The organism is Promicromonospora sp. NPDC110617, assembly GCF_055598465.1.
This window is the reverse complement of record NZ_JBVKBM010000001.1, coordinates 970,221-982,202: the sequence shown is the minus strand read 5'-3', so window position 1 is coordinate 982,202 and position 11,982 is coordinate 970,221. Positions and strand designations below refer to the sequence as shown.

At 66.0% G+C, this 11,982-nt stretch carries 19 protein-coding genes; all 19 read right to left on the bottom strand.

Annotated features, from left to right (window positions below):
- Positions 1-2 precede the first annotated feature (2 nt).
- The 19 genes from rplF to fusA all read right to left on the bottom strand — a co-directional run bounded on the left by rplF (position 3) and on the right by fusA (position 11,939).
- Positions 3-539 (bottom strand): 50S ribosomal protein L6, encoded by a 537-nt coding sequence (gene rplF, locus ACZ7LE_RS04170; RefSeq protein ID WP_397391591.1) that lies wholly within the window; start codon positions 537-539, stop codon positions 3-5.
- A 21-nt stretch (positions 540-560) separates the two neighbouring features.
- On the bottom strand, positions 561-959 hold the full coding sequence (gene rpsH, locus ACZ7LE_RS04165; protein WP_026365832.1) for a 30S ribosomal protein S8: 399 nt from the start codon (positions 957-959) through the stop codon (positions 561-563).
- 73 nt (positions 960-1,032) lie between these two features.
- The gene (locus ACZ7LE_RS04160) at positions 1,033-1,218 is read right to left on the bottom strand and encodes a type Z 30S ribosomal protein S14 (RefSeq protein WP_020016126.1); all 186 of its coding nucleotides are present in this window, start codon (positions 1,216-1,218) and stop codon (positions 1,033-1,035) included.
- 1 nt (position 1,219) lies between these two features.
- The gene (rplE, locus tag ACZ7LE_RS04155) at positions 1,220-1,792 is read right to left on the bottom strand and encodes a 50S ribosomal protein L5 (protein WP_020016125.1); all 573 of its coding nucleotides are present in this window, start codon (positions 1,790-1,792) and stop codon (positions 1,220-1,222) included.
- Positions 1,792-2,133: a 50S ribosomal protein L24 gene (gene rplX, locus ACZ7LE_RS04150; RefSeq protein WP_020016124.1), complete on the bottom strand. Its 342-nt coding sequence runs from the start codon at positions 2,131-2,133 to the stop codon at positions 1,792-1,794. Before rplX ends, rplE begins: the two co-directional genes overlap by 1 nt.
- A gap of 2 nt (positions 2,134-2,135) precedes the next feature.
- The gene (rplN, locus tag ACZ7LE_RS04145; protein WP_020016123.1) at positions 2,136-2,504 is read right to left on the bottom strand and encodes a 50S ribosomal protein L14; all 369 of its coding nucleotides are present in this window, start codon (positions 2,502-2,504) and stop codon (positions 2,136-2,138) included.
- Positions 2,505-2,637: 133 nt separating this feature from the next.
- Positions 2,638-2,928, bottom strand: coding sequence for a 30S ribosomal protein S17 (gene rpsQ / locus ACZ7LE_RS04140; RefSeq protein WP_020016122.1), 291 nt, complete (start codon positions 2,926-2,928; stop codon positions 2,638-2,640).
- Positions 2,929-2,932: 4 nt separating this feature from the next.
- Positions 2,933-3,172 carry a 50S ribosomal protein L29 gene (gene rpmC, locus ACZ7LE_RS04135; RefSeq protein ID WP_020016121.1) on the bottom strand — a complete coding sequence of 80 codons (240 nt, stop codon included), beginning with the start codon at positions 3,170-3,172 and terminating at the stop codon, positions 2,933-2,935.
- On the bottom strand, positions 3,172-3,588 hold the full coding sequence (gene rplP / locus ACZ7LE_RS04130; protein ID WP_020016120.1) for a 50S ribosomal protein L16: 417 nt from the start codon (positions 3,586-3,588) through the stop codon (positions 3,172-3,174). The genes rpmC and rplP overlap by 1 nt, the downstream gene beginning before the upstream one ends.
- A gap of 2 nt (positions 3,589-3,590) precedes the next feature.
- Entirely contained in the window at positions 3,591-4,427 is an 837-nt protein-coding gene (gene rpsC / locus ACZ7LE_RS04125) for a 30S ribosomal protein S3 (protein WP_470402076.1), read from the bottom strand.
- Positions 4,427-4,786 carry a 50S ribosomal protein L22 gene (gene rplV / locus ACZ7LE_RS04120; protein WP_020016118.1) on the bottom strand — a complete coding sequence of 120 codons (360 nt, stop codon included), beginning with the start codon at positions 4,784-4,786 and terminating at the stop codon, positions 4,427-4,429. Before rplV ends, rpsC begins: the two co-directional genes overlap by 1 nt.
- Before the next feature lie 68 nt (positions 4,787-4,854).
- Positions 4,855-5,136 (bottom strand): 30S ribosomal protein S19, encoded by a 282-nt coding sequence (gene rpsS, locus ACZ7LE_RS04115; RefSeq protein WP_020016117.1) that lies wholly within the window; start codon positions 5,134-5,136, stop codon positions 4,855-4,857.
- Positions 5,137-5,150: 14 nt separating this feature from the next.
- Complete coding sequence (rplB, locus tag ACZ7LE_RS04110) at positions 5,151-5,987, bottom strand: 50S ribosomal protein L2 (RefSeq protein ID WP_020016116.1); 837 nt, start codon at positions 5,985-5,987, stop codon at positions 5,151-5,153.
- A 31-nt stretch (positions 5,988-6,018) separates the two neighbouring features.
- On the bottom strand, positions 6,019-6,321 hold the full coding sequence (gene rplW, locus ACZ7LE_RS04105) for a 50S ribosomal protein L23 (protein WP_020016115.1): 303 nt from the start codon (positions 6,319-6,321) through the stop codon (positions 6,019-6,021).
- Positions 6,318-7,010 (bottom strand): 50S ribosomal protein L4, encoded by a 693-nt coding sequence (gene rplD / locus ACZ7LE_RS04100; RefSeq protein WP_285100988.1) that lies wholly within the window; start codon positions 7,008-7,010, stop codon positions 6,318-6,320. Before rplD ends, rplW begins: the two co-directional genes overlap by 4 nt.
- Positions 7,011-7,015: 5 nt before the next feature.
- Positions 7,016-7,669 carry a 50S ribosomal protein L3 gene (gene rplC, locus ACZ7LE_RS04095; RefSeq protein WP_470402075.1) on the bottom strand — a complete coding sequence of 218 codons (654 nt, stop codon included), beginning with the start codon at positions 7,667-7,669 and terminating at the stop codon, positions 7,016-7,018.
- A 14-nt stretch (positions 7,670-7,683) separates the two neighbouring features.
- Positions 7,684-7,992 (bottom strand): 30S ribosomal protein S10, encoded by a 309-nt coding sequence (gene rpsJ / locus ACZ7LE_RS04090; RefSeq protein ID WP_019146773.1) that lies wholly within the window; start codon positions 7,990-7,992, stop codon positions 7,684-7,686.
- Between the two features lie 525 nt (positions 7,993-8,517).
- Positions 8,518-9,714 (bottom strand): elongation factor Tu, encoded by a 1,197-nt coding sequence (tuf, locus tag ACZ7LE_RS04085; RefSeq protein WP_020016112.1) that lies wholly within the window; start codon positions 9,712-9,714, stop codon positions 8,518-8,520.
- Between the two features lie 122 nt (positions 9,715-9,836).
- Entirely contained in the window at positions 9,837-11,939 is a 2,103-nt protein-coding gene (fusA, locus tag ACZ7LE_RS04080) for an elongation factor G (RefSeq protein ID WP_397391580.1), read from the bottom strand.
- Between the last annotated feature and the right edge of the window lie 43 nt (positions 11,940-11,982).

The following is an 11,982-nucleotide window of genomic DNA, read 5'->3' as shown; positions in this document are numbered from 1 at the left end:
CGTCACTTACCAGCCTTTCCGACCTTGCGGCGGACGTTCTCGCCGGCGTAGCGCACGCCCTTGCCCTTGTAGGGCTCAGGCTTGCGGATCTTGCGAATGTTCGCTGCGACCTCGCCGACCTGCTGCTTGTCGATGCCCGAGACCGAGAACTTGGTGGGGCTCTCGACAGCGAACGTGACACCCGCGGGGGGCTCGATGACAACGGGGTGGCTGAAGCCGAGCGCGAACTCGAGGCTCGAGCCCTTCGCCACGACGCGGTAACCGGTACCGACGATCTCGAGCTTCTTCTCGTAGCCCTGGGTGACGCCGACGATCATGTTGGCGATCAGGGTGCGAGTGAGGCCGTGCAGCGCACGGGAGTTGCGCTCGTCGTCCGGACGGGACACCACGATCTGGGCGTCCTCCTGGGCGACATTGATGGGTGCGGGCACATTGTGCTCGAGAGAACCCTTGGGGCCCTTCACGGTCACGAGCGCGCCGCTGACAGTGATGTCCACGCCGGCCGGGACCGGAACGGGAAGCTTGCCGATTCGAGACATTGGCGTTTTCTCCTTTCCGGATTACCAGACGTAGGCGAGGACTTCGCCGCCGACGCCCTTGGCCTGTGCCTGGCGGTCGGTCAGCAGGCCGGAGGACGTGGACAGGATCGCCACGCCCAGGCCGCCGAGGACCTTGGGCAGTTCGGTGGACTTGCGGTAGACGCGCAGGCCGGGCTTCGAGATGCGGCGCACGCCCGCCAGGGCGCGCTCCCGGTTCTGGCCGTACTTCAGCTCGAGCGTGAGGGACTTGCCCACCTGGGCGTCCTCCACGGACCAGCCGGCGATGTAGCCCTCGGCCTGCAGGATCTCAGCGATGTGCGTCTTCAGCTTCGACGACGGCATGGTGACCGTGTCGTGGTGCGCCGAGTTCGCGTTACGCAGACGGGTCAGCATGTCTGCGATCGGGTCGGTCATAGTCATCGGGCTCTTGCCCTTCCTCGCCGGGGTATCCGAGCGGCCTCGTGTGGCCGGACGGACCTACGGCGTAGTTGTGTTACCAGCTGCTCTTGGTGACGCCGGGAAGCTCGCCACGGTGGGCCATCTCCCGCACGCAGATGCGGCACAGGCCGAACTTGCGGTAGACGGAGTGCGGGCGACCGCACTTCTGGCACCGGGTGTAGGCGCGAACCGCGAACTTCGGCTTGCCGGCCGCCTTGTTGATCAGGGCCTTCTTCGCCATGTCAGTTCTCCTTGAAGGGGAAGCCGAGACGGCGCAGCAGGGAGCGGCCCTCGTCGTCGGTCGTCGCCGTCGTCACGACCGTGATGTCCATACCGCGGACCCGGTCGATCTTGTCCTGGTCGATCTCGTGGAACATCGACTGCTCCGTGAGACCGAAGGTGTAGTTGCCGTGCCCGTCGAACTGCTTGGGCGACAGACCGCGGAAGTCGCGGATACGCGGCAGAGCGGTGGACAGCAGGCGGTCGAGGAACTCCCACATGCGGTCGCCGCGGAGCGTGACGTGCGCACCGATCGGCATGCCCTCGCGCAGCTTGAACTGAGCGATGGACTTACGAGCCTTGGTGACCTGCGGCTTCTGACCGGTGATCGCCGAGAGGTCGCGGATCGCGCCCTCGATGAGCTTCGAGTCCTTGGCCGCGTCGCCGACACCCATGTTCACGACGATCTTCGTGAGACCGCCGGCCTGGTGCAGGTTCTTGTGGCCGAACTCCTCGATCAGCGCCGAGAGGATCTCCTCGCGGTACTTCTGCTTGAGGCGCGGCTGGGCCGGGGCCTCGATGGTCGTCTCGGTCATCAGATGTCCTTCCCGGAGCGCTTCGCGACGCGGATCCGGACGGTCTTGGTACGACCGTCACGCTCCACCTGCTCGAGGCGGTACCCGACGCGGGTGCCCTTCTTGGTCTCCGGGTCGACGATCATCACGTTGCTCACGTGGATCGGCGCCTCGACCGTCTCGATGCCACCGGTACGGGTGCCGCGCTGCGACTGACCCACCTTGGTGTGCTTCGTGACGCGCTGAACACCCTCGACCACGAGGCGGTCGGAGTCCTTGAGGACCTCGAGCACGCGGCCGGTCTTGCCCTTGTCGCGACCCGAGATCACGATGACCTGGTCGCCCTTCTTGATCTTCGCCATGGTCAGAGCACCTCCGGAGCCAGCGAGATGATCTTCATGAACCGCTTGTCACGCAGCTCACGACCCACGGGGCCGAAGATGCGGGTGCCGCGAGGCTCGCCGTCGTTCTTCAGGATGACGGCGGCGTTCTCGTCGAACTTGATGTAGGAACCGTCGGGACGACGGCGCTCCTTGGCGGTCCGGACGACGACAGCCTTGATGACGTCGCCCTTCTTCACGTTGCCGCCCGGGATCGCGTCCTTGACGGTGGCGACGATGGTGTCGCCGATTCCGGCGTAGCGACGGCCGGAGCCACCGAGAACGCGGATGCAGAGAATCTCCTTGGCACCCGTGTTGTCGGCGACCCGAAGTCGCGACTCCTGCTGGATCATTTGAGTGAACTCCTGTCGTCGAACTGGTTCTCGCGCGGACTGGTTCCGGCGAGCCTGGCCGAACGGATAGTTGCTGTGCTGGGGGCGCCACGCGTACGTGTGTCACGCACCGCCCCCAGCGGGAAGAGAAGTCTTACTTGGCCTTCTCGAGGATCTCCACGAGCCGGAACCGCTTGGTGGCGGACAGCGGGCGGGTCTCCATGATCAGAACGAGGTCGCCGATGCCGGCGCTGTTCTGCTCGTCGTGCGCCTTGACCTTCGTGGTGCGACGGATGACCTTGGCGTAGAGCGGGTGCTTCACCCGGTCCTCGACCTCGATCACGATGGTCTTGTCCATCTTGTCGCTCACCACGTAGCCGCGGCGCACCTTACGCGTCGCGCGCTGGGCCTCGGGGGCCTCAGCAGCAGTCGTGTTGTCGCTCATTGCCTCACTCACTCACGCTCGGAGCCGTACGGATGCCGAGCTCGCGCTCACGCAGGATCGTGTAGATCCGGGCGATGTCGCGACGCACGGCCTTGAGACGACCGTGGCTCTCGAGCTGGCCGGTCGCCGACTGGAAGCGGAGGTTGAACAGCTCCTCCTTGGCTTCCTTCAGCTTGCCGACGAGAGTCTCGTCGTCCATGCCGTCCAGATCGATCGGGGCGAGCCCCTGGGTACCGATAGCCATCAGACACCACCCTCGCGCACCACGAAACGGCACTTCATCGGGAGCTTGTGCATCGCGCGGCGCATGGCCTCACGTGCAAGGGACTCGTCCACGCCGGCCAGCTCGAAAACGATGCGGCCCGGCTTGACGTTGGCGACCCACCACTCCGGCGAACCCTTACCGGAACCCATGCGGGTCTCGGCAGGCTTCTTCGTCAGCGGACGGTCAGGGTAGATGTTGATCCACACCTTGCCGCCACGCTTGATGTGGCGAGTCATTGCGATACGCGCCGCCTCGATCTGGCGGTTGGTGACGTACGCCGGCTCCAGAGCCTGGATGCCGAAGTCGCCGAACGCGATCTGGGTGCCACCCTTGGCCGCGCCGGAGCGCGACGGGTGGTGCTGCTTGCGGTGCTTGACCCTGCGCGGGATCAGCATGGTCAGGCCTCCGTTCCGGTCTCTGCGGCCGGAGCTGCAGCTGCCTCCGCCGCGGGGGCGGACTCGGCGCTGCGCTCGGCCGGACGCTCGTTGCGACGACCGCCACGACGGTCTCCGCCGCGCTCGCCACGCTCAGGGCGGTCGCCCCGGCCACGACCCTGACGGGGTGCGGCTGCAGCCTGCTGAGCGGCGAACTCCTTCTCGGTGGTCTCGCCCTTGTAGATCCACACCTTCACGCCGATGCGGCCGAAGGTGGTGCGGGCCTCGTAGAAGCCGTAGTCGATGTACGCGCGGAGCGTGTGCAGGGGCACGCGGCCCTCGCGGTAGAACTCCGAACGGCTCATCTCGGCGCCGCCGAGGCGGCCGGCGACCTGCACGCGGATGCCCTTCGCGCCGGCGCGCTGGGCGGACTGCATGCCCTTGCGCATCGCGCGACGGAACGAGACACGGCTGGCGAGCTGCTCGGCAATGCCCTGAGCAACGAGCTGCGCGTCGATCTCCGCGTTCTTGACCTCGAGGATGTTGAGCTGGACCTGCTTGCCCGTGAGCTTCTCGAGCTCACCGCGGATGCGGTCTGCCTCAGCACCCCGACGGCCGATGACGATGCCCGGACGCGCCGTGTGGATGTCCACGCGGACACGGTCGCGGGTGCGCTCGATCTCGACCTTGGAGATGCCGGCACGCTCGAGGCCGGTGCCCATGAGCTTGCGGATCTGCACGTCCTCGCGGACGTAGTCGCGGTACCGCTGACCAGGCTTGGTGCTGTCGGCGAACCAACGCGACCGGTGGTCGGTGGTGATACCGAGGCGGTACCCGTGCGGGTGAACCTTCTGTCCCACTATCGGGCCCCTTCCTTGTCGGCGAGCACCACGGTGATGTGGCTGGTGCGCTTGAGAATGCGCGTTGCACGTCCCTGAGCCCGCGGGCGGAACCGCTTGAGCGTCGGCCCCTCGTCGACGAACGCGACGGAGACGACCAGGTCGTTCTCGTCGAAGCGCTCGCTGGCGCGGTCGGCCTTCACCCGAGCGTTGGCGATCGCGCTCTCCACAACCTTGCGGATCGGCTCGCTGGCGGCCTGCGGTGCGAACTTCAGCACCGCGACGGCCTCAGAGGCCTGCTTGCCACGGATGAGGTCCACGACGCGCCGGGCCTTCTGGGGCGTGACACGGACGAACCGCGCCTGCGCCTTGGCTTCCATTGCTGTCCTGCTTCCTTTTCTCAGACAGTCCAGGTCATCACTGCTGTGGGTGGGGAGATCCCCACGCCTCAGCGGCGACGACCCTTCCTGTCGTCCTTCACGTGGCCGCGGAAGGTCCGCGTGGGAGCGAACTCGCCGAGCTTGTGGCCGACCATCGCCTCGGTCACGAAGACCGGGACGTGCTTGCGACCGTCGTGCACGGCAAAGGTGTGACCGAGAAAGTCGGGCGTGACGACCGACCGACGGGACCAGGTCTTGATGACGTTCTTGGTCCCCTTCTCGTTCTGGACGTCCACCTTCTTCTGGAGGTGGCCGTCGACGAAGGGGCCCTTCTTCAGGCTACGAGGCATGTTTCAGGCTCCTATCAGCGCTTCTTGCCGGTACGACGGCGACGGACGATCATCCGGTCGCTCGACTTGTTCGGACGGCGGGTACGACCCTCCGCCTGGCCCCAGGGGCTGACGGGGTGACGACCACCGGACGTCTTACCCTCACCACCACCGTGGGGGTGGTCGACCGGGTTCATGGCGACACCACGGACGGTCGGGCGCTTGCCCTTCCAGCGCATGCGGCCGGCCTTGCCCCAGTTGATGTTCGACTGCTCGGCGTTGCCGACCTCGCCGACCGTCGCGCGGCAGCGCAGGTCGACGTTGCGGATCTCGCCGGACGGCATGCGCAGCTGCGCGTACGGGCCGTCCTTCGCGACGAGCTGCACCGACGCACCAGCCGAACGCGCGATCTTCGCACCGCCGCCGGGCCGGAGCTCGATGGCGTGGATGACCGTACCGGTCGGGATGTTGCGCAGCGGCAGGTTGTTGCCGGGCTTGATGTCGGCGCCTGCACCGGCCTCGATGCGGTCGCCCTGCGACAGCTTGTTCGGCGCGATGATGTAGCGCTTCTCGCCGTCCGCGTAGTGCAGGAGCGCGATGCGAGCCGTGCGGTTGGGGTCGTACTCGATGTGAGCGACCTTCGCGGGCACGCCGTCCTTGTCGTGGCGACGGAAGTCGATGACGCGGTAGGCGCGCTTGTGGCCGCCACCCTTGTGCCGCGTCGTGATGCGACCGGTGTTGTTACGACCACCGGTCTTGCTCAGCGGGCGGATCAGCGACTTCTCGGGCTGCGAGCGCGTGACCTCGACGAAGTCGGCGACGCTGGAGCCACGACGGCCGGGCGTCGTCGGCTTGTACTTACGGATTCCCATGGAAACCTGTCCTCAATCGTCTCTCGTCAGCTCAGCCGACCGGACCGCCGAAGATGTCGATCGTGCCCTCGCGGAGGGTGACGATCGCACGCTTCGTGTCCTTGCGCTTGCCGAGGCCGAAACGCGTGCGACGCGTCTTGCCCTTGCGGTTGATCGTGTTCACCGAGGCGACCTTGACGCTGAAGACCTTCTCGATCGCGATCTTGATCTCGGTCTTGTTGGCGCTCGGGTCAACGATGAAGGTGTACTTGCCCTCGTCGAGAAGGTTGTAGCTCTTCTCGGAGACGACCGGCGCGAGCAGGATGTCGCGCGGGTCCTTCACGGTGACGCTCACTTGGCGTCCTCCTCGGTGGTCTCGGCCTCGGACTCCGTCGCGACAGCCTTCCCGCCCTTGGCCGGGCCCTCGAGGAACGCGGCGAGCGCGCCCTCGGTGAAGATGACGTCGTCGGAGACGAGCACGTCGTAGGTGTTCAGCTGGTCGGCGACCAGGAGGTGCACCTCGGGCACGTTACGGAGCGACTTGATCGTCGCCTCGTCGTCGCGCTGCGTCACGACGAGCACGTTCTCGCGCTCCGTGAACTTCTTGATCGTGGCGAGCGCCGTCTTGGTGGACGGGACGCCCTCGATGCCGAAGCCGGCGACGACGTGCACGCGACCGGCACGAGCGCGGTCGGAGAGCGCACCGCGCAGGGCGGCGGCCTTCATCTTCTTCGGGGTGCGCTGGTCGTACTTGCGCGGCTGCGGGCCGTGGACGGTGCCACCACCGGCGAACTGCGGGGCGCGCGTCGAACCCTGGCGGGCGCGACCGGTGCCCTTCTGCTTGTACGGCTTGCGGCCACCACCGCGCACCTCGCCACGAGTCTTCGTGGAGGCGGTGCCCTGGCGGGCGGCTGCGCGCTGCGCAACGACCACCTGGTGGATCAGCGGCACGTTCACGGCGACGTCGAACACCTCAGCGGGGAGGTCGGCGGTGCCGGACTTCTTGCCCTGGGCGTCCAGGACGTCGACAGTCAGAGCGGTCATCGGGTTCACGCTCCCTTCGCGGCGTTACGCACGAGGACGACGCCACCCTTGGGGCCGGGAACCGCGCCCTTGACGAGCAGCAGACCCTTCTCTGCGTCGACCGCGTGAACGGTCAGGTTCTGGGTGGTCTGACGGGCGTTACCCATCCGACCGGCCATCCGCAGGCCCTTGAAGACTCGCGACGGCGTCGAAGCGCCACCGATCGAGCCCGGCTTGCGGTGGTTGCGGTGCGCACCGTGCGAAGCGCCGACGCCGGAGAAGCCGTGACGCTTCATCACACCGGCGGTGCCCTTGCCCTTGGTGGTACCGACGACGTCGACCAGGGCGCCGGCCTCGAAGGCGTCGGCGGTGATCTCCTGGCCGAGCGTGAACTCGCCGGCGTTCTCGGTGCGGATCTCGGCCACGTGACGACGCGGCGTCACGCCGGCCTTCTCGAAGTGGCCCTTGAGCGGCTTGGTGACCTTGCGGGGGTCGACCTGGCCGGCCGCGAGCTGAACCGCCGCGTAGCCGTCGGTGTCCACCGTGCGGATCTGGGTCACCACGTTGGTGCCCACGGAGACCACGGTCACGGGCACGAGGCGGCCTGCCTCGTCCCAGAGCTGGGTCATACCAAGCTTCGTGCCGAGCAACGCGGTCACGTTCTTCTGCTGGTTGGTCATGATGTCCTCCAGCCTCAGAGCTTGATCTCGATGTTCACGTCCGCCGGCAGGTCGAGTCGCATGAGCGAGTCGACGGCCTTGGGCGTGGGATCGATGATGTCGATGAGCCGCTTGTGCGTACGCATCTCGAAGTGCTCGCGGCTGTCCTTGTACTTGTGAGGCGACCGGATCACAACGAAGACGTTCTTCTCCGTCGGCAGCGGCACCGGACCCACGACCGTCGCACCAGCGCGAGTGACCGTGTCGACGATCTTGCGCGCCGAACTGTCGATCACCTCGTGGTCGTAGGACTTGAGCCGGATGCGGATCTTCTGTCCCGCCATGGCGTCGTCTGACTCTCTCTCTCGAACCGCTACTGTCCGACCCACGCACTCGGGCGTGTCGCTTAATGCGGCACAGCCGGGCGCAGAACACCATTGCTGGTGCCGGGGCCGTTGGGAAGTGATCTGACCCAGCTCTGAAGCCGGACCGACCACGACGTTTGCCGAGCCTGCTCGGAACAGTGCCTCCGGAGATCCGGAGGACGTGTGCTCCGCGGGGCGCCCCATACGCATCGAATAGCAGGCGATAAACCCCGCGACCCCTCAGCCGGATTACCCCGGGAGGATGACCGCTCCAGCCTCTGGCGGCCCCGATCGATCCGGGGCCTGGACTGCGGTTCTGCACACTGTTCGACACTTGAAAGAGCGCGCCTGTGACAGGCAACTATGCAATCTTGCCATACGACTTGGCATGAGCCAAACGCAAGGCGGTGTGATGCCCACTACTCAAGCAACGAGGCCCGGACGCCGAAGCGCCCGGGCCCCATCGTTCAGCTGACTTCCGTCAGATGAGTCCGTGCTCCAGGATCACTTGAGGATCTTGGTGACGCGGCCCGATCCGACCGTGCGGCCACCCTCGCGGATGGCGAAGCCCAGGCCCTCCTCCATGGCGATCGGCTGGATCAGCTCGACCGTCATCTCGGTGTTGTCGCCGGGCATGACCATCTCGGTGCCCTCGGGCAGCGTGATGACGCCGGTGACGTCCGTGGTGCGGAAGTAGAACTGCGGGCGGTAGTTCGAGTAGAACGGGTTGTGACGGCCACCCTCGTCCTTGCCCAGGATGTAGACCTGCGCCTCGAAGTTCGTGTGCGGGGTGATGGAACCCGGCTTCACGACGACCTGGCCACGCTCGACGTCCTCGCGCTTGATGCCACGCAGGAGGAGACCGGTGTTGTCGCCGGCCTGCGCCTGGTCCATCTGCTTGTGGAACGTCTCGATGCCCGTGACGGTGGTCTTCTGCGGAACGCGGATACCCACGATCTCGACATCGGAGTTGATGTCCAGGGTTCCACGCTCGACCTTGCCGGTGACGACGGTGCCACGACCGGTGATCGTGAAGACGTCCTCGATCGGCATGAGGAACGGCTTGTCGAGGTCGCGCTCCGGCTCCGGAACGTTCTCGTCGACGGCGTCCATCAGCTCGACGATCTTCTCGACCCACTCCGGGTCGCCCTCGAGAGCCTTGAGGCCCGAGACGCGAACGACCGGCGCGTTGTCGCCGTCGAACTCCTGCGACGACAGCAGCTCGCGGACCTCCATCTCGACGAGCTCGAGGATCTCCTCGTCGTCGACCATGTCGGACTTGTTGAGCGCGACGAGCAGGTAGGGCACGCCGACCTGACGGGCGAGCAGCACGTGCTCACGCGTCTGGGCCATCGGGCCGTCGGTCGCGGCGACCACCAGGATCGCGCCGTCCATCTGGGCGGCACCGGTGATCATGTTCTTGATGTAGTCGGCGTGACCCGGGGCGTCGACGTGCGCGTAGTGGCGCTTCGGCGTCTCGTACTCGATGTGCGCGATGTTGATCGTGATACCGCGCTGCTTCTCCTCCGGCGCGGCGTCGATCTCGTCGAAGTTGCGCTGCGTGTTCGCCGGGAGCTCCGGGTACTTGTCCGCAAGCGTCTTCGAGATCGCGGCGGTCAGCGTCGTCTTACCGTGGTCGACGTGACCGATCGTGCCGATGTTGACGTGCGGCTTGGTCCGCTCGAACTTGGCCTTAGCCACTGGGGTCCTCCTGGGACTTGGGTAGATGTTCCGAACGTTGCAGATGCTCGGCCAAGAAGCCTACAACTGCGGGGCGTGCGGTTTTTCCTACAGGTTGGTTGTACGGGTCGACCTGTGGGGACTCACTCGCCCCGGGTCTTCTTGATGATCTCTTCGGCAACTGCCTTGGGAACCTCGGCGTAGCTGTCGAACTGCATCGAGTACACCGCGCGACCCTGGGTCTTCGACCGGAGGTCACCGATGTAACCGAACATCTCGCTGAGCGGCACCTGGGCGCGAACGACCTTCACACCGGTCGCGTCCTCCATGGACTGGATCATGCCACGTCGAGAGTTGATGTCGCCGATCACGTCGCCCATGTACTCCTCGGGCGTACGCACCTCGACGGCCATGACCGGCTCGAGCAGGACAGGGTCGGCGCGCTTGACGCCTTCCTTGAAGACCATCGAACCGGCAATCTTGAACGCCATCTCCGAGGAGTCGACGTCGTGGTACGCACCGTCGATCAGCGTCGCCTTCACGCCGACGACGGGGAAGCCCGCCAGGACACCCTGCTGCATGGCCGACTGGATACCGGCGTCGACCGACGGGATGTACTCGCGCGGGATGCGGCCACCGGTGACGGCGTTCTCGAACTCGTAGAGCTCGCCCTCAGCCGTCTCCAGCGGTGCGAAGGTCACCTGGACCTTGGCGAACTGGCCGGAGCCACCCGTCTGCTTCTTGTGCGTGTAGTCGATCTTCTCCGCCGTGCGGCGGATCGTCTCGCGGTACGCGACCTGCGGCTTGCCGACGTTCGCCTCGACCTTGAACTCGCGACGCATGCGGTCGACGAGGATGTCGAGGTGGAGCTCGCCCATACCGCCGATGACGGTCTGGCCGGTCTCGTCGTCCAGCTTCACGCGGAAGGTCGGGTCCTCCTGCGCGAGCTTCTGGATCGCGGTCGACAGCTTCTCCTGGTCGGCCTTCGTCTTCGGCTCGATGGCCACGTCGATGACGGGCTCCGGGAAGCTCATCGACTCGAGGATGACCTGGTCCTGCGGGTCCGACAGGGTGTCACCGGTGGTGACGTCCTTGAGCCCGATGAACGCGTAGATGTGGCCTGCGTGGGCTTCCTCGACCGGGTTCTCCTTGTTGGAGTGCATCTGGAAGAGCTTCCCGATGCGCTCCTTCTTGCCCTTGGTCGAGTTCTGCACCTGGGCGCCCTGCGCGACCTTGCCCGAGTAGACGCGGACGTAGGTCAGCTTGCCGAAGAACGGGTGCGTGGCGACCTTGAAGGCGAGAGCCGAGAACGGCTCCGACTCGTCGGGACGACGCTCGATGATCTTCTCGGCGTCCTTGACGTCGTGGCCCTGGACGGCCGGCACGTCGAGCGGCGACGGCAGGTAGTCGATGACGGCGTCGAGCATGGGCTGCACGCCCTTGTTCTTGAACGCCGAGCCGCAGAGAACCGGGAAGGCCTCCGAGTTGATGACGAGCTTGCGGATGCCGCCCTTGATCTCGGCGATCGTCAGCTCCTCGCCACCGAGGTACTTCTCGAGCAGCTCCTCGTCGGTCTCGGCGACGGCCTCCACGAGCTGGGCACGGTACTGCTCAGCCTTCTCCTGGAGGTCGGCCGGGATCTCCTCGACCTCGTACTCCTCGCCCATCTTGGTGTCGCCGCGCCAGGTGAGCGCCTTCATCTCGACCAGGTCGACGACGCCCTCGAAGTCGTTCTCAGCACCGATGGGGAGCTGGATGACGAGCGGCTTCGCCTTGAGGCGGTTGATGATCGTGTCGACGGTGAAGTAGAAGTCCGCACCGAGCTTGTCCATCTTGTTGACGAAGCAGATGCGCGGGACGTCGTACTTGTCCGCCTGCCGCCACACCGTCTCGGACTGGGGCTCGACACCCTCCTTGCCGTCGAAAACGGCAACCGCGCCGTCGAGCACGCGGAGCGACCGCTCCACCTCGACCGTGAAGTCGACGTGGCCCGGCGTGTCGATGATGTTGATCTGGTTGTTCTTCCAGTAGCAGGTCGTCGCGGCGGACGTGATCGTGATGCCGCGCTCCTGCTCCTGCTCCATCCAGTCCATCGTCGACGCACCGTCGTGCGTCTCACCGATCTTGTAGTTCACACCCGTGTAGAACAGGATGCGCTCGGTCGTCGTGGTCTTTCCGGCATCGATGTGGGCCATGATGCCGATGTTGCGGACCTTGTTCAGGTCGGTCAGCACGTCGAGTGCCACGGTGTCTTACCCCTTGGTCTAAAGGTGGGCTTGGGGGCCGGCG